This window comes from Chryseobacterium sp. 27AL (genome assembly GCF_057815395.1).
In genome coordinates, this window is sequence record NZ_JBYRIW010000003.1 from 74479 (window position 1) to 91178 (window position 16700).

General features: G+C 36.3%; 15 protein-coding genes. 1 reads left to right on the forward strand and 14 read right to left on the reverse strand.

Annotation, left to right across the window (positions count from 1 at the left end):
* Nucleotides 1-9: 9 nt before the first annotated feature.
* A complete protein-coding gene (locus tag AC3WV0_RS07850; protein WP_488845472.1) occupies nt 10-1182 on the forward strand; it encodes a Pycsar system effector family protein in 1173 nt (390 codons plus the stop codon).
* A 48-nt stretch (nt 1183-1230) separates the two neighbouring features.
* Here AC3WV0_RS07850 and AC3WV0_RS07855 read toward each other — a convergent pair whose 3' ends face one another.
* From AC3WV0_RS07855 to AC3WV0_RS07920, 14 genes are all read right to left on the reverse strand, one after another.
* Nucleotides 1231-3534, reverse strand: a complete 2304-nt coding sequence (locus AC3WV0_RS07855) for a GAF domain-containing protein (RefSeq protein WP_488845474.1) — start codon at nt 3532-3534, stop codon at nt 1231-1233.
* Between the two features lie 72 nt (nt 3535-3606).
* A complete protein-coding gene (locus AC3WV0_RS07860; RefSeq protein WP_488845476.1) occupies nt 3607-4992 on the reverse strand; it encodes an NADH-quinone oxidoreductase subunit N in 1386 nt (461 codons plus the stop codon).
* A gap of 93 nt (nt 4993-5085) precedes the next feature.
* Nucleotides 5086-6579, reverse strand: coding sequence for a complex I subunit 4 family protein (locus tag AC3WV0_RS07865; protein ID WP_488845478.1), 1494 nt, complete (start codon nt 6577-6579; stop codon nt 5086-5088).
* Nucleotides 6579-8492 carry an NADH-quinone oxidoreductase subunit L gene (nuoL, locus tag AC3WV0_RS07870; RefSeq protein ID WP_488845480.1) on the reverse strand — a complete coding sequence of 638 codons (1914 nt, stop codon included), beginning with the start codon at nt 8490-8492 and terminating at the stop codon, nt 6579-6581. Before nuoL ends, AC3WV0_RS07865 begins: the two co-directional genes overlap by 1 nt.
* A gap of 2 nt (nt 8493-8494) precedes the next feature.
* The gene (gene nuoK, locus AC3WV0_RS07875; protein ID WP_027380123.1) at nt 8495-8824 is read right to left on the reverse strand and encodes an NADH-quinone oxidoreductase subunit NuoK; all 330 of its coding nucleotides are present in this window, start codon (nt 8822-8824) and stop codon (nt 8495-8497) included.
* 4 nt (nt 8825-8828) lie between these two features.
* Nucleotides 8829-9326, reverse strand: a complete 498-nt coding sequence (locus AC3WV0_RS07880) for an NADH-quinone oxidoreductase subunit J family protein (RefSeq protein ID WP_090000169.1) — start codon at nt 9324-9326, stop codon at nt 8829-8831.
* Entirely contained in the window at nt 9326-9883 is a 558-nt protein-coding gene (locus AC3WV0_RS07885) for a NuoI/complex I 23 kDa subunit family protein (protein ID WP_029298761.1), read from the reverse strand. The genes AC3WV0_RS07880 and AC3WV0_RS07885 overlap by 1 nt, the downstream gene beginning before the upstream one ends.
* 163 nt (nt 9884-10046) lie before the next feature.
* Nucleotides 10047-11111: an NADH-quinone oxidoreductase subunit NuoH gene (gene nuoH / locus AC3WV0_RS07890; protein WP_090000170.1), complete on the reverse strand. Its 1065-nt coding sequence runs from the start codon at nt 11109-11111 to the stop codon at nt 10047-10049.
* A gap of 80 nt (nt 11112-11191) precedes the next feature.
* Complete coding sequence (locus tag AC3WV0_RS07895; protein ID WP_488845483.1) at nt 11192-12190, reverse strand: NADH-quinone oxidoreductase subunit G; 999 nt, start codon at nt 12188-12190, stop codon at nt 11192-11194.
* A gap of 16 nt (nt 12191-12206) precedes the next feature.
* Nucleotides 12207-12758, reverse strand: coding sequence for a hypothetical protein (locus AC3WV0_RS07900; RefSeq protein ID WP_488845485.1), 552 nt, complete (start codon nt 12756-12758; stop codon nt 12207-12209).
* A 2-nt stretch (nt 12759-12760) separates the two neighbouring features.
* Nucleotides 12761-13786, reverse strand: coding sequence for an AAA family ATPase (locus tag AC3WV0_RS07905; protein ID WP_488845487.1), 1026 nt, complete (start codon nt 13784-13786; stop codon nt 12761-12763).
* 2 nt (nt 13787-13788) lie between these two features.
* A complete protein-coding gene (locus AC3WV0_RS07910) occupies nt 13789-14670 on the reverse strand; it encodes a hypothetical protein (protein WP_488845489.1) in 882 nt (293 codons plus the stop codon).
* A gap of 1 nt (nt 14671) precedes the next feature.
* Nucleotides 14672-16030, reverse strand: coding sequence for an NADH-quinone oxidoreductase subunit NuoF (nuoF, locus tag AC3WV0_RS07915; protein WP_488845490.1), 1359 nt, complete (start codon nt 16028-16030; stop codon nt 14672-14674).
* 86 nt (nt 16031-16116) lie between these two features.
* Nucleotides 16117-16626 (reverse strand): NADH-quinone oxidoreductase subunit NuoE family protein, encoded by a 510-nt coding sequence (locus tag AC3WV0_RS07920; protein WP_029298766.1) that lies wholly within the window; start codon nt 16624-16626, stop codon nt 16117-16119.
* Nucleotides 16627-16700: the final 74 nt, after the last annotated feature.

Sequence of the window (16700 nt, forward strand, 5' to 3'; positions counted from 1 at the left end):
ATTTCGGTGATGGACATTTTACAAAAAGCCAAAGATTATGTTGAAACCTTATTCAAAGATAAGCTATCTTCGGTATATTTTTATCATAATTTTATTCATACTACATTTACGGTAAATAAAGCTGAAGAAATCTTAAAAAATACTCCTGTAGCTGCAAAAGATCAGGAAAAGGTATTGCTTGCTCTCTGGTTTCACGATACAGGATACATAGAATGTGCCAAAGACCATGAAGAGAAAGGCGTAGTAATCATGAAAAATTTTCTCCAGAAAGAAGGGTATGCTGAAAATGATATTGATGATATCGCAAAACTTATTCTGGCAACGAAAATCACTTATGAGCCACAAAATCTTCTGGAAAAAATTGTAAAGGATGCAGACTGCAGCCATTTTGCCAGCCATGACTATAATGATATTTCTGATTCTTTACGGAAAGAGTGGGAACTTACCAATGTAAGATGTTTTTCCAACGATGAATGGAACGCCGGAAATCTCGATATGTTAAAGCATAAGCATCGTTTTTACACCGATTATGCAAAACAAAACTGGCAGCCTTTAAAGGATAAGAATATTAAAAAAATTGAAAAGAAACTGGAAAAGGAAGACGATAAAAAAGACAGCTCTGAAAGTAAAAAATCTAAAGAGAAAGAGCCTAAATCAGACCGCAGTGTTGATACATTGTTCAGAGTGACATTGAGCAACCATACCAGATTAAGTGATATTGCAGACAGCAAAGCCAATATTCTGTTGTCGGTCAATGCGATTATCATTTCTGTCTGTCTATCGGTGTTGGTTCCAAAGCTTGATACTCCAAAGAATTCTCACCTAATCATTCCGAGTTTTATATTGTTATTATCTGCTGTTTTAACGATCATTTTTGCCATTCTTTCTACAAAACCAAATGTTACCAAAGCAAGATTTACAGCAAAAGATGTTGCTGACAGAAAGGTAAATCTGTTATTTTTCGGGAATTTCAATCGTATGATTTTTGATGATTATCAGGATGCGATGAACATTCTCATCAAAGACCGAGATTATATTTATGACTCAATGGTAAAAGATTTATATTATCTCGGAAAAGTTTTGGATAGGAAATACAGGCTTTTATCAATCACATACCAGATTTTCATGGCGGGAATCGTGATTTCCGTATTATCTTTCGGATATGCTTTTTTAAGTCTTTAAATCAATATTAACTCCATATTGCAAACTCATCTGTCAGGATGAGCTTTTTTATTTTGCAAATGAAACTCTTAATGCCAAAAGTCCTGTAATTCCCTGCAGATCTTCTACGCGGAGGAATTCAATATCATTTTTCAAAATACTTTTTTTCTGAAGCTTGCTTATATAATCAAGATATTCTCTCTGGTTTTCCATACCGAAATACACGATGGTTATTTTCCCGGGACAGGTAATTCTCTCGGAAGAATCTTTTACATGGGCTTTATCAAGACGCTTTTTAATGATTTCGTAGTAAGAGTTGAATGCTCCGTCAACATCAAAACGCTTTTCGTCCATTCTGAAACGGATATCTATTTTCTCATTGTACACAAAAATTAATGAGGCAATATCCAGTGGAATTGGCAGATCTTTCTTAAAATTATGAAATTCTCTTTCCATATTACATATCGTCTTGAGCTGCCAGTATCTTAGTTTATGAACAACTTTTGAATGATAATGAAGTTCCGGAGCAATATTTTGTCCGATATACAAATTATGTTCAATTCCATCTGATTTAAACCTTTCGTAATAATGCGGGAAAATCTGCTGCGCCTTTATCTGACTTTCATCCAATACGTCCGCAAGTTTTCTGTTTACCAATGTAATTGAATCATCAAGATTTTTACGTTTACTGTAAAATAAATCATTTTGTATAAAAACCTGACTGAAATAATCTTTTATTTTTGCCTTTACTTCACTGGAAGACTTGATCTCCAACTTAGCCTGTAAAAAAGGGTGGATCTCATCCCTTAACAGCCGCTGAAAACGTTGTTCACTGTCCGCTTTTATTTCATTATTCAGTTCATTCTCAAAAATATCGATAGCCAGAACATATTTTTCGGTATCAGATTCCAGCATAGAGAAAATTTCATGCAGACATTCGATTTGCTGGTTGAGGTCTTCGAGCATAAAATTATAACGCTTTTCGGAAGATGAGCGGATATCTGAAAACCCAAAAAGAGGCGTAAGATTTTTAAAGGTGATTTGCTTTAGAGTATATATTTTTTTAGAAAGAGAGGCATTAAAATATTTTTCAGCTTCATTCCTGAATTTCCAGACAACACTATCATGGATCGAGGTATATTCACGCTGGATAATTGCTTCGATCTGATAGTTTTTTTCAAAACTGAATCTGTTTATTGAAAACAGGATCATATCCGAAAAAAATTCGAGTTTTTTTAGTTTCAGGCCATTGAAGCTGTTGACAATAGGGGAGGTAAATTCTATGATGGCGACTAACTCATTCTCTTTCATGATCGGGATGACCATGAAACTGTTGATCTTATTATCACTTAAAATTTTAAATGAAGGCAGAGATTGTATATCGTGATCCAAATTCGAAATGTTGGAAACTACGATAGGCTTGGAATTATGATTTAAATTTGTGAAAGTACTCCGTCTCGTTTCTTCATCAGAAGCATTGATCCAGAAATCAAGAATATGGTTGGTAAAAACATTTTCATAAATCGGAAGTTTCTCCAGACGCTGGTCTTTTTTGTTAAAAAGCATTAATCCAAAATTAAGCTCCGCAACATCAAAATAAGATTTGAAAATTTCAACCAGATTTTCATCCGGCGAAAGGTTTTCGGGGTCAATGTTGATCATGCTGGATTTGAGATCGGATAACGCCACTTCAGAGGTGCAGTCTACCAGGGAAATGATGGTAAAGCCTTTTAATATCCAAGATTCTGACGGGAAATATTTTTTCCACATCTTATAATCATCAAGATTTTCCAGCAGCGCATCCACCACTTCTTCCGAAGGAAGTTTTGTGCCTTCTTTAGGATATACTTCTGTAAAATCGGAATTCACTGTGATTTTGTAATGCTTCATGATTCCCAGCCTGTTCGGGATATCATAATAAAACGGAAGCGAGCTTTTGATATCTCTTTTGTAATAGACCTGTAGGATCAGGCAACAGCAGAATACATAAAATTCATCATCATCAATATTCCGAAGCTCGATTTCGAAATCTTTTCCGGCATCTTTAAGAATATTTTTAAATCTTTCCGTGTAGTTGAATGTTACATTGGAAAGAGGAATACTGGCCGCTTTTATTTCGTTATTGGTAAGTCCTGTAGGAAAGAGATCTGAAAGCAGAAGCTTAATAAGTTCATCATGTTTTTCCAGCAGGGAAATATCCTGAAAACCATCTCTCAGTTCCCGGAAATTTTTGGTCTTATCGATCAACGATTTGGCATAGTTGACACGATAATCCAGACGGTCATTATATCGGATGTGTTCCAGTACATCCAAATATTTTTTGAAAGAAATATAAACCTGAAATGGAGCGTCTTTTTTATAAAGATTTGCCAAAACTGAAATTTAAAGTAAAGGTATAAAAAAACCACAACTTAGCGGTTGTGGTTTGTTATTTTAAACGATTTTTTATAGTCCGAACTGCTTTGCAAACAGGTCAGGGAAAACTCCCAAAATAATAATTGAAGCAATTATAACTATCGCAACAATATTATAAGTTAAAGTTACTTTCTCTGAAGATTTGAATGTACTTTCTTTAAAGAAGAACATTGAGATAATTAATCTTAAATAATAAGCAATGGAAAGGGCAGATCCTAAAACGGCTACCAATACCAGGAAGACTCCGTGGTCTGAATTCATTGCCTGAGAGAATAATGCAAATTTCCCCATAAAGCCGGCTGTCAGTGGAATTCCTGCCATTGAAAGCATAGAAATTGATGCTACTGTAGCCAACAATGGTTCTGTTTTTGCCAGGCCTCTGAAAGCTCCAAAAGATGTTTCTCTTTTTAGTTTTTCAACATAAATCAGACACATGAAAACGCCCACTGTTGCTAAAGCATATGCAAATAAATAAAATGCCAGATTATAAGTGGAAAGGCTTGTCATTCCGAAGAACACTAAACCGATGTATCCTGCATGGGAAACTGATGAATATGCCAGCATTCTCTTTGCATTTGTCTGAGCAAGACCCATAACGTTTGCCAGTAATAAAGTGATGATCAGGAATACGCCGAAAACGTTGATCCATTCTTCTGTAACACCTCCGAAACCAATGGTCATTAATCTGAACAATGCATAAAACCCGGAGATCTTCACCACACTTGCCATAAAAGCTGTAATCAATGAAGGCGCCCCATAATAAACATCAGGACTCCACATATGGAAAGGTGCCAATGCTACCTTGAATGCCAATGCACAAAGAATCAGTAATACGCCCAGGATGAACATTACATCTTTAGGATTTGAAACTCCAAAATCCTGGATTTTATATAAATCAAAACTTCCGGTACTTCCGTAGATAAATGCAATACCAAACAACAGGAATCCTGTCGCAAATGCACCCATTAAGAAATATTTTATGGAAGCTTCATTTGATCTTAAATCCGTTTTGTTGGCGCCCGCCATTACATATAAAGGAATAGAAAGGATTTCCACTCCTAAGAATAGCGTTACTAGATTCTGGTATCCAAAAAGGATAATTCCGCCACATAGTGCGAAAAGCATCAATGCATATAATTCTGACTGATGGCTTCTGTGGTTGCTGAATGCAAAACCTCCCAAAAAGAATAATAATAGTGTGGTTACAATTGATATTTTTGTGAACAACGCAGTATTTTCGGTATAATCATACATGTGTCGGTATTGTGCGAAGAATGCACATTCCGGCATGAAACTTACCCATAATGCGATGATCAATCCCAAAATCCCAATGTATCTTGCGAATTTTCCCTGTTCAAAAACTCCTGAAAATAACGCAACAACTGCCGTTAGGAAAACAATAATTAAAACACTCATAATTTATAGTTGAGATTTGAAGTTTAAAGTCTTTAGCTTTTCTCTAATCTTCCCCGATCTCCTAATTTTTTAGTTTTTTAAATCTTTTAATTTTTAACTGGCCATTGCCGTGTAGATAAACTTCAACGAACTGTTCACCATTTCGATGATCGGCTGTGGGAAAATACCAAATACAATCACAAAAACCGCTAAACTTGCCAACACAGAGAATTCTACTGTAGATAAATCTTTTGCTGTACTCAAAACTGCCTCATCACCCTGTCCGAACATTGCTTTTCCGTAGAATCTCAATAAATAAACAGCGGCAAAGATGACGGTAAGACCGGCAATTACTGCCGCCAATCCGTTGAAATCATAAACAGACTTCAACAAGATAAATTCTCCGATGAAACCATTGGTCAATGGAACGCCCATAGAACCTAATATAATGATCAGAAACAATACAGCAAACTTAGGCGCTACTTTTGCCAAACCTCCCATTTGTCTGATATCTCTTGATTTGAATCTTTTGTATAAAATATCACAGCAGTAGAATAAACCTACAACGTTGATACCGTGAGCAAAAGTCTGCACCAAAGCTCCTTCCGCCCCTTCAATATTGAAAGTTCCTCTTAATGTGATTACTGCAGAAGCAAAAATACCTGCAACCATAAGCCCCACGTGGGAGAATGAAGAATATGCAATAATTCTCTTCATATCGGTCTGGATAATTGCGATCAAAGCTCCATGAACGATTCCTACGATGGCTAAGATAATTACAATCTGTCCTGAAATTCCTGCTATCGGAAGCGGTGTGATCGGTAATAAATAACGCATAACTCCATAAATCGCCATTTTAAGCATGATCCCTGACAAAAGCATTGACCCTTGCGTTGGCGAATAAGTATACGTATCCGGCTGCCAGGTATGGAAAGGAAATACCGGTAATTTCACTGCAAAAGCAAAGAAAATAAACCAGAATACCACCGTTTGTTGGGTTTCGTTTAATTGAGCATTATACAAATCTGTTAGCGCAAAAGATGGTGAATGTATTCCAACATAAATCAATCCGGCTAACATGAATAATGATCCAACGAATGTATAAACGAAGAATTTCGTCGTGAATTCAAATCTTTTATTTTCCTGACCCCAAAGTCCGGCAATAAACCAGATCGGAATCAACGTTACTTCCCAGAAAATATAGAACAATAGTCCGTCAAGCGAGGTGAAAACTCCCACTAATCCGAACTGCATCAGCAGGATTAAACCGTAGAAGGTATTTCTGTAGCTTACATTTTCATTAAAAGAAGATAAAATAATGATTGGCGTTAAAATATTCGTCAGCAATAAAAGAAGAAGGCTCATCCCATCGATACCGAAGTGAAGCGTGCTCTTAATAAATTGCGACCATGGGTAATTGATCTCGTGCTGTAATACGCTGTCTACTGTCGGATTAAAATCAAAATCCGCTGCAATGTAGAAGGTTATAAGCATTTGTACCAACGCAATTCCCAGTGCCAAATATTTGCTGGATTTATCTTTCCATGCAAAAACTAATCCCGAACCTACTAGAGGTAATAGTAATAATGTTAATAATAAACCAGACATTATTGTAATATAAAGTTAACAATCAGTATAATTCCCACCGCCAAAGACATGATCAGAATGTAGTTCTCAACATTTCCGTTCTGGATGCGCTTCATGGCTTTTCCGCTGTCTTCAGCACCTTCGCCCACGAAGTCTACAAAACGATCAAGAATACCCTTATCAAACATCCTTCCTCCGCGTCCCAATCCTTCAACAGTTTTTACAATCAATGCATTGTAAAGCTCGTCAATATATAATTTTCTGGCAGACAGTTTTTCCCATCCTGTGTACTGTTCTTCCGGCAATGCTTGTTTTTTCTTATTTACATAAGTGTTTTTAACCATAAACCAAACAGTAAAGAACATAAGAACTGTAGCGCCTAAAAGTATCATTTCAGTACCAAACGGAACCCCGGAAAGAGTTGCTTCCATTTGGTTAAAACTCTCCTCAGTGAGAACCGGTTTCAGCCATTCCATTAATTTTGCATAATGACCGTGACCGATAAAGTGAGGAAGGTTGATTAAACCACCAACTACAGAAAGAATCGCCAATACGATCAATGGTAATGTCATATTTGTCGGGCTTTCGTGTAAGTGATGTTTTTGTTCTTCAGTACCTCTGAACTCTCCATGGAAAGTTAAATAGTACAATCTGAACATATAAGTTGCCGTAATTGCCGCTAAAATAAATAAGATCACCCAGTATACCGGATTTTTAGCAAAAGCAGCTACTAAAATTTCGTCTTTAGAAATCATCCCTGATAGTAAAGGGAATCCTGAGATCGCCAATGTTCCGATAAGGAAAGTAGCGTGAGTAAGCGGAATATATTTTTTCAAACTACCCATGAAACGCATATCCTGCTCGTTGCTCATCGCATGAATCACAGAACCGGCCCCTAGGAACAATAATGCTTTGAAGAAAGCGTGTGTCATTACGTGGAACATCGCTGTGGTATAAGCTCCCAATCCTAAAGCGATGAACATAAATCCAAGCTGAGAAACTGTGGAATAGGCCAATACTTTTTTGATGTCGTTCTGACGCAGTGCGTAGAAGCCAGCCAAAGCAGCTGTCAAGAATCCGATGAATAAAATTCCTCCCTGAACAGTTGGTGCTAAAGTAAATAAGAAGTTTGATCTTACGACCAAATAGATACCCGCTGTTACCATCGTTGCCGCGTGAATTAACGCAGAAACAGGAGTCGGCCCAGCCATCGCATCTGGTAACCATGTATATAACGGAACCTGAGCTGATTTACCAGTAGCACCGATAAATAAACTTGCCGTAATAAAGATAATTACACTTCCGTCTAATTCAAATTTTCCGGCGTTCTCTCTGATGGTTAGATAATCAACAGCATTGGTTTGAGAAGCAAGCATGAATATCCCGATCAATAACGCAAGGTCACCGATTCTGTTCATGATGAAAGCTTTTCTTGCCGCTTTACCATATTCTTCATTGGTATACCAGAATCCGATTAATAAATAAGAACACAATCCTACCCCTTCCCATCCGATGAATAAGATCAGGTAGTTGCTTCCCATTACCAATAACAACATGGAGAAGATAAATAGATTTAAATAAGTAAAAAACTTATAGAAACCTTTATCGTGGCTCATATATCCGATAGAGTAGAGGTGAATTAAAGATCCGATTCCTGTGATAATCATGATCATCATTAATGACAACTGATCGATCTGGAATCCAAAATTGATCTGAACTCCGTTTACTCTAAACCATTCAAAAGCTTTTACGATTACGGGCTGACTTTCAGAATCAAAATTCATAAAAATACTGACTGCGATGCAGAAAGATGCAAAAACCATTGCCGTAGCCAAACTACCCACAACAATTTTTGGAAGATTTTTTCCGAACAGACCGTTAATAAGAAAACCTAAAAGTGGTAAAAGTATTATTGCATACACTAAATTTTCCATTCTTATCCTCTTAATTTATTAAATATACTTACATCCACAGAACGGGTATTTCTATACAGCATAGCAATAATTGCCAAACCTACCGCTACTTCCGCAGCAGCCACCACCATAATGAAGAAAACTAAAAGTTGTCCGTCGCCGTTTCCTTTATACGCTGAAAATGCTGCTAATAAAAGGTTTACAGAATTCAGCATAAGCTCTACACAACCCAAAATAACAATAGCATTTTTTCTCAACAATACGCCCAACACTCCCAGACAGAATAATACTGACGAAAGAATGATGAAATAATTCAGAGGGATGCTTTGTATAAATGTATTTACTTCTCCCATAATTTTATAAATCTTTTTTACCGATTAATACCGCACCTACAATACCTGCCAAAATAAGGATGGACGCAAGCTCAAACGGTAAAACATATTCATTAAACAAAAGTCTGCCCAGATTTTTGGTAAGCCCAACACTTCCATCCACATTTTCAACTACAATCTGGTTCTGCTGAACGCCTCTGAATACGCCTAAAACCCCAATTAATAAAAGACCTGCTGTAAAAACTCCAACAAATTTTAAAGTATTGTTCTTCTTACTTTCGTCTTGTTTATTAAGGTTAAGCATCATCAGGATATAAAGGAATAATACCATGATGGCCCCGGCGTATACAATAATCTGGATAATCGCAAGGAATTGTGCATTCAGCAGAATGTACATGCCCGCAATAGAAAACATCGTAACAATCAATGACAAAATAGCATATAAAGGATTTCTAGCAAATACGAAATATACCGCACTTGCCACTGCTAAAAACGCCACCAAGAAAAATAAAAACTGATCCATTATTTTACCGCATTTTTTTGTTTCTCGGATTGTCTTTCAGTGATATCAATCCTTTCATTTATTTTTTCAACCAATTTATCTTTTCCGTAAATGAAAGAACCTCTGTTGGTTTCTACGTCTACCAATCTGTCGGTAAGGTAGATCGCAGATTTCGGACAAGCCTCTTCGCACATACCGCAGAAAATACATCTCAGCATATTGATTTCATATACTGAAGCATACTTTTCTTCTCTGTATAAATGCTTTTCCTCTTTTGTTCTTTCAGCAGCAGTCATTGTAATTGCTTCTGCAGGACACGCCACCGCACAAAGTCCGCACGCTGTACATCTTTCCCTGCCTTCTTCGTCTCTTTTCAAAACGTGCTGACCTCTCCAGATATCCGCTCTGGGCTTCTGTACTTCCGGATACGAATATACGGCAGGAGCACCTTTCAGTACGGTTCTTACAGCATGCTTAAATGTAATCCCCATTCCTGTAAAAATCGCAGGCAAGTAGATTTTTTCAGCAAGGGTCATTTCTTTATTAGAAACAACTTTTGATCTGTTCGTAAGTTTCATTATTTTTATTATTAAATGTTAGAAGATGGAAGCCGGAGGATGAATTTTATTGCATCGTCACATTTTCACATCAGCTCATTTTCAAATTTATATCTTGTTAGAAATTGAATGATTGGTCATATTACCATTTTCAAATTCTCAAATTAACTCATTTTCAAATTAATTAATTTCCAAATGCTAAAATTACAGCACCTGTAATTAATAAGTTTACCAATGCCATTGGAATTAAAGTCTTCCAACCTAAGTGCATTAGCTGGTCATATCTGAATCTTGGAAGTGTCCATCTGATCCACATAAAGATCAAAATTCCGATTACTGTTTTAGCTAAAAATGCTACGATACTCAAAATTCCGGCTGTATTTTCACCCCAGTTCTGAGTTACCCACTCAATTCCCGGATAGTTATACCCTCCGAAGAAAAGAACGACCATGAAAGCATTAGAAATAAACATATTCACATATTCACCGAACATATACAATCCTAATTTCATGGAAGAATATTCAGTGGAATATCCGGTTACCAATTCAGATTCACACTCAGGTAAATCGAAAGGGTGTCTGTTGGTTTCCGCTAAAGCCGCCACGATGAATACCAGGAAAGCAACCGGCTGGTAGAAAATATTCCAATTCAAACCGGAAACCCAAGGAATAACTCCCCAAAGTTTTCCATTTGTCTGACTTGCTGTAATTTCTTTTAAATCTAAACTTCCTGTCATCATAATGATAGAAAGCAAAGCCAATCCCATTGCCAATTCATAAGAAATCATCTGCGAGGAAGCACGGATGGCCCCTAATAATGAATATTTGTTGTTGGAAGCCCAACCTCCGATCATAATTCCGTAAACACCGATGGAAGCCATTCCGATGATGAAAAGCACACCAACATCAATGTTAGCCACCTGAAGATCATAGGAAGTGCCTGCAATATTTAAACTTTTACCCCAGGGAATAACGGCTCCTGTGATTAATGATATAAACATTACTAAAGCTGGTCCCAATACGAAAAGGAATTTTTCTGCATTGGCAGGGGTAAAATCTTCTTTAAAGAAAAACTTTCCACCGTCAGCAAGAGGTTGCAGCAATCCGAAAGGTCCTGATCTGTTTGGCCCGATTCGGTCCTGCATAATAGCCGCAACTTTTCTCTCCGCCCATGTAGAGTAGGCCGCAATCGTTAATGAAAGCAGGAAAAGTGCCAGTACAAGTATAAGTTTAAATGTAAGTAAATCCATTCTGAATTTTAGATTTTAGATTCTAGATTATAGATTGTAAATTCATTTAAAATCTATAATTTAAAATTTATAATTTAGTATTATTTTTCGTCTTTTTCACTGATTTCCTTAGCCATCGGATTGTCTAAAACTCTTAGCTCATCTTTAGGCTTTTCGTAGTGGTTCAATGAAATAACTGAGTGTCTGTCGATATGTCTCGGACCTTCGATGTTCCAGTCAGAAAGTTCTTTTCTTTCGAAACGACAAGTATCGCAGATGAATTCTTCAACTTCTCCCCATTGGTCTTTTCTTGCAGTAACTCTTACAATTTCGTCACCTTTCATCCACACAACAGCTTTTCCTGAACATTTATCGCAATTGCAGGAAGCGTTCATTGGCTTTGTAAACCAAACTCTGCTGGCAAAACGTGCTGTTCTGTCGGTTAATGCTCCAACCGGACAAACGTCGATTACGTTTCCAATGAAGTCATTATCTAAGGCTTTATTTAAATAAGTAGAAATTTCAGCATGATCTCCTCTGAAAAGAATGCCGTGCTCTCTCTCGCCTGTGAGCTGGTTTGCAGCTAATACACATCTTGCACAAAGAATACAACGGTTCATATTCAGTTTGATATGCGGACCAAGATCATCGGCATCATAGGTGTTTCTTTCGAATTCTGTCCTTGTATTTTCCACACCGTGCTCATATCCTAAATCCTGAAGATGGCATTCACCGGCCTGATCACAAATAGGACAGTCTAACGGGTGATTTAACAATAAAAACTCAGTAACTGCTTTTCTTCCCTCCTGAGCTTTTTCGGAAGTAAGATTTTTTACTTCCATCCCATCCATTACATTTGTTCTGCAGCTGGCGACCAATTTCGGCATAGGACGCGGATCTGCTTCTGATCCTTTAGATACTTCTACCAGGCAAGTTCTGCATCTTCCTCCGCTGGTTTCCAATTTGCTGTAGTAGCACATTGCAGGAGGTACAGATTTTCCGCCGATTTGTCTTGCTGCTTCCAGGATGGAAGTTCCAGGCAATACTTCGGTAGTCTGTCCGTCTATAGTTATTTTGAATTTTTTTACCTCTTCGCTCATATTCTATGCTTTTCGCTTAATTAAGCTCTATATTTTTAAATATTTCTAAATCAAAGTTATAAGTTTCCAAAAGAAGATAATCAATATGAACTTTAAATTCTCTGATGTGATTATCAAAATCCGGATAAGTCTTAATGACATGCTTAACCAAATTTTTATACTTATTATCTTTGTCTATTTGTTCACTTTTAGTTTCTTTTTTGAATGATTCGAAATTGATATAATCAAATTCATTTAAATCTTTATTTTGAGTTTTTAAAAATTGGTGAATCCAATCTTCAAAAGCTTTGGGACAAAGTGCAAAAATAAAATGATATTTTGTTTTATCCTTATAAATCTTGAAACTTCTTCCTTCTTTTATTTTTTCAAAGGTTTTTAAATTAGGGTTAAGTAATAAATCTTTTCTATCCTCATCTACGATTCCAATAAGAAATTCTCCTTTTACTTTTCCAAATGCTTTGATTACTTCATTTTTATTTTTTTCTTTCCGGATACGTTTTTCATTTTGTAATAATTTTCCGAAAAAATATTTATCTGCAAAACATTCAACTGCAACAATCCTTTCCATGATTAGTTATTTTCCCAAAGACTGTCGAAGTTGAAAAATACATTCATTCCATATTCATAAACATCATCATTTTTCTCAATATCTAATTTTTTTACTTCAGTTTTTCCATCCACATTATTTACCAGATAAATTTGTAGGTTATTTCTGCTTTCTTCATCTCTTAGAAACTCTTGAATAATAAAATCACTGTGAGTAACCATGAAAAACTGATTATTGTTTTCATTGAATTTAACTTCATTCGTAAATTCTAAAATATAAGGTTCAAAACAATGTGCTTCTGGTTCTTCAAATAATAAAACAGAATTGTTATTACTTATAATAGCAGCTTTATAAAAAATCAATCTTTGTAAAGTTTCAGCAATCATAGAATAAGGGATTGAATATTCTACGAATGGAGTAATCTCTTTTGATACAGTTAACTCATAATTATGAGAATTAACTTTAATTTTGAAATTCTCTGGTACTAATTTAGCGATAGTATCAAATAGCTTCTTTTGATTAGAAGTTGATTCTCTATAAATTATCTCTCCTAAATTTCTACCAAAAACATTTAACTTTTTATTAAAAAAAAATTTTTTATTAGTATATTCTTTATGTTTGTATAAAATAACATTGTAATCAAAAGATCTATAATTTTTTGGAAAACCTCTTTCTTCGCCATGAAAATTATTTTTAAAATTTTCATCGTCAATAGTTATTTTGAAATTATTTTTTTTGGTACCAATTAAATATGAAATTCCAAATAATTCGAAAGCATCAAATTCTATAAAGCCTAAATTTGAATTTATTTTTATATGATTTGCTGTATTCCCAAAATAGGTCAAATCATTATATTCTGTAAATCTTAAATACTCTCTAAAGTCATCTTCAATAGTATCTAGTCTTAACATCGAGATTGCCTCCAAAATATTACTCTTTCCCGCATTCGGTTTTCCTGCAAAAATGTTTATTTTCTTACAGCCTTCTATTTTCAAATCCTTAATAGATTTGAAATTGGAAATTTCAATATTTTGAATGTGTTGATTCACTTTTAATTATACTTCTTTGTATTAAATGTATATCCTATTCCGGCTAATACCTCTCCAAAAACAAAATCCTGATGAGCTTTATCCGGTTTGTTATTGAGTGTGGTTTTTATATCCCACATGTTAATATATCCGGCCTTTGCTTCTGCTCTTAGCATCCAGTTTTTCCAGAAAACTAAGTTTAAACTGGATCTAAGATCTGTTCCCATCCCTGCCACATGAAAACGGTCGCTTCTGTCATTATTGAAAAGTCTTACATTACTCTTCGGGAACATTACTCCCAATCCGGCTCCATAAGACCATACCAGATCAATATTTTTCTTATGAATGAGATTCTTGTATCTTTCAAGACCTAAGTTTTCATAATTAAGTCCGTCTGTATGCTCAAAGGTCAGGAATTGTCCATCAGATAAATTTACCTGTCCGTTTTGTACCATTGCCGCATATTTCGGATCTGAAATATATCCTGAAAAATCAGCAGTCTGTTCCTGCTTCATTACATACTTCATATGGTCAATACCTAATACAAGAGCCAAATTATCTTTAATAAAATAACCCAGTCTGAAATTGTACTGCGTTACCGTAAACCAGCTGGGGTCAAAATAAACGATCCCGAATTTTGTAGGTTTATCTCTAGCAGATACATTATTCAATTGAAAATCATAACCGTTTCCACTGAAGTGAATATCCGAATTACTGTAAGCTCCCCGGTTCCAACCGTAAAAAACAAAAACTTGTCCTTTCCTGCTTAGTGGTAATGGCTTTTCTTTCTTTTCAGTTTTAAATGGAGTAACCTCCAATTTATATTTTTTTTCTATTGTGTCTTTTTTGACTTGTCCAAAAGCAAAACCCGACACCATTAAGCCGATTGCTAATATCTGTTTCATTTTAAGCTTTATTCTCAACAGTAGGAATTGGGTCTGCATAATGAGCCAATCCGTAATTTTGTGTTAAACACAATTCAGGGTTTTTAACGTGCCATTCAAATTCATCTCTGAAATGGCGGATCGCTGCTGCAACAGGCCAAGCCGCGGCATCACCCAATGGGCAAATTGTATTTCCTTCGATCTTTCTCTGGATGTCCCAAAGCAGATCGATATCTTCCATTTTTCCTTCTCCTTTCTCGATTTTCTTTAAAATCTTGTACATCCATCCCGTTCCTTCACGACAAGGAGTACATTGTCCACAACTTTCGTGATTATAAAATCGCGCTAAAGTCATGGTATGTTCTACGATACACTGGTCTTCATCCAATACGATAAAACCTCCTGAACCCATCATGGTACCGGTCGCGAAACCACCGTCTGCCAACGATTCGTAGTTCATGTATCTTGGTTCTCCGTTTACAGTTTTAAGTAATAAATTGGCTGGAACGATCGGAACAGAGCTCCCACCGGGGATACAAGCTTTTAATCTTTTTCCGTCCTTGATACCACCGCAATATTCGTCAGAGTAAATGAATTCTTCAACTGTAATGGTCATGTCTATTTCATAAACTCCCGGTTTATTAATGTTTCCACAAGCTGAAATCAGTTTTGTACCGGTAGATCTTCCAACACCGATTTTAGCGTATTCGGCTCCTGTAATATCAATGATCGGAACAATTGCAGCTATGGATTCAACGTTATTAACTACTGTTGGTCTTTCCCAAAGCCCTTTTACAGCCGGGAATGGCGGTTTTAATCTTGGGTTTCCTCTTTTTCCTTCAAGAGACTCAAGTAAAGCAGTTTCTTCACCACAGATATAGGCTCCGGCACCTCTCTGAACATAGATTTCTAAATCAAAGCCGGTTCCTAAAATATTTTTACCTAAAAATCCTGCTGCTTTGGCTTCCTCGATGGCTTCTTCCAGAATGTCCGGAATCCATGAATATTCTCCACGAATGTAGATGTAAGAAGTGTTTGAACCTAAACAATACGATGAAATCAACATTCCTTCAATCAGTAAATGAGGAAGAAATTCCATCAGATATCGGTCTTTGAAAGTTCCAGGTTCAGATTCATCGGCGTTTACAACCAGGTGTCTCGGAACGCCTTCCGGTTTTGCCAGGAAGCTCCATTTCATTCCGGTTGGAAATCCTGCTCCACCACGTCCACGAAGTCCCGAAGCTTTTACTTCTTCAAGAATTTCGTCCGGTGTCATTTTCAAGGCTTTTTCAGCTGCTGTGTAACCTCCCTGTTTACGGTAGGTCTCAAAGTAACGGATTCCTTCTATATGTGCGTCTTTAAGTAAAAGTTTTTTACTCATTGTTATATGCTTTTAGCGATGGCTTTTGCACTTCGACAAGCTCAGTGGGACAGCTGCACGCCTTTTTAATTAGTTTAAAATTTATTTTAGTCTAAAGCGATTTGTCCTTCTCTGCAAAGATCAAGGATTTCGTCTACTTTTTCTATCGTTAAATTTTCATGAAAGAATTTTCCTAACTGCATCATCGGCGCATATCCACAAGCGCCAAGGCATTCAGCAGGCTTTAAGGTGAACATTCCGTCTTCTGTCGTTTCTCCGTCTTTAATGTTCAGTTTGGTTCTGATATGGTTAAGGATTTTTTCACTTCCCGAAACCATGCAAGGCCCCGTTCTGCAAACTTCCAGTACATATTTACCTACCGGCTTCATATTGAACATCGTATAGAAAGTTGCCACTTCATATACTTCGATTGGCTTAATACTCAATAATTCTGCGACATAATCCATCACAGGAACGTCTAACCATCCTCCGAATTCTTTTTGTGCCAAATGCAGTACAGGAATAAGAGCAGATTTTTGTCTGCCTTCAGGATATCTTGCGATCATTTTGTGCACCTGTGCTAAACTTTCCGGTTTAAAAGCTATTGTTTCGCTCATATTTAAAGATTTTAGATTTTTAGATTCTAGATGCAAAATCATGGTCTAAAAATCTTATCATTTTTTATAATTTA

Coding starts and splice junctions, on each gene's coding strand:
- AC3WV0_RS07900 (WP_488845485.1), bottom strand. CDS start 12,758: ATGGAAAGGATTGTTGCAGTTGAATGTTTTGCAGATAAATATTTTTTC.
- AC3WV0_RS07865 (WP_488845478.1), bottom strand. CDS start 6,579: ATGTCTGGTTTATTATTAACATTATTACTATTACCTCTAGTAGGTTCG.
- AC3WV0_RS07895 (WP_488845483.1), bottom strand. CDS start 12,190: ATGAGCGAAGAGGTAAAAAAATTCAAAATAACTATAGACGGACAGACT.
- nuoF (WP_488845490.1), bottom strand. CDS start 16,030: ATGAGTAAAAAACTTTTACTTAAAGACGCACATATAGAAGGAATCCGT.
- nuoK (WP_027380123.1), bottom strand. CDS start 8,824: ATGGGAGAAGTAAATACATTTATACAAAGCATCCCTCTGAATTATTTC.
- nuoH (WP_090000170.1), bottom strand. CDS start 11,111: ATGGATTTACTTACATTTAAACTTATACTTGTACTGGCACTTTTCCTG.
- AC3WV0_RS07880 (WP_090000169.1), bottom strand. CDS start 9,326: ATGGATCAGTTTTTATTTTTCTTGGTGGCGTTTTTAGCAGTGGCAAGT.
- AC3WV0_RS07920 (WP_029298766.1), bottom strand. CDS start 16,626: ATGAGCGAAACAATAGCTTTTAAACCGGAAAGTTTAGCACAGGTGCAC.
- AC3WV0_RS07850 (WP_488845472.1), top strand. CDS start 10: ATGGACATTTTACAAAAAGCCAAAGATTATGTTGAAACCTTATTCAAA.
- AC3WV0_RS07885 (WP_029298761.1), bottom strand. CDS start 9,883: ATGAAACTTACGAACAGATCAAAAGTTGTTTCTAATAAAGAAATGACC.
- nuoL (WP_488845480.1), bottom strand. CDS start 8,492: ATGGAAAATTTAGTGTATGCAATAATACTTTTACCACTTTTAGGTTTT.
- AC3WV0_RS07910 (WP_488845489.1), bottom strand. CDS start 14,670: ATGAAACAGATATTAGCAATCGGCTTAATGGTGTCGGGTTTTGCTTTT.
- AC3WV0_RS07860 (WP_488845476.1), bottom strand. CDS start 4,992: ATGAGTGTTTTAATTATTGTTTTCCTAACGGCAGTTGTTGCGTTATTT.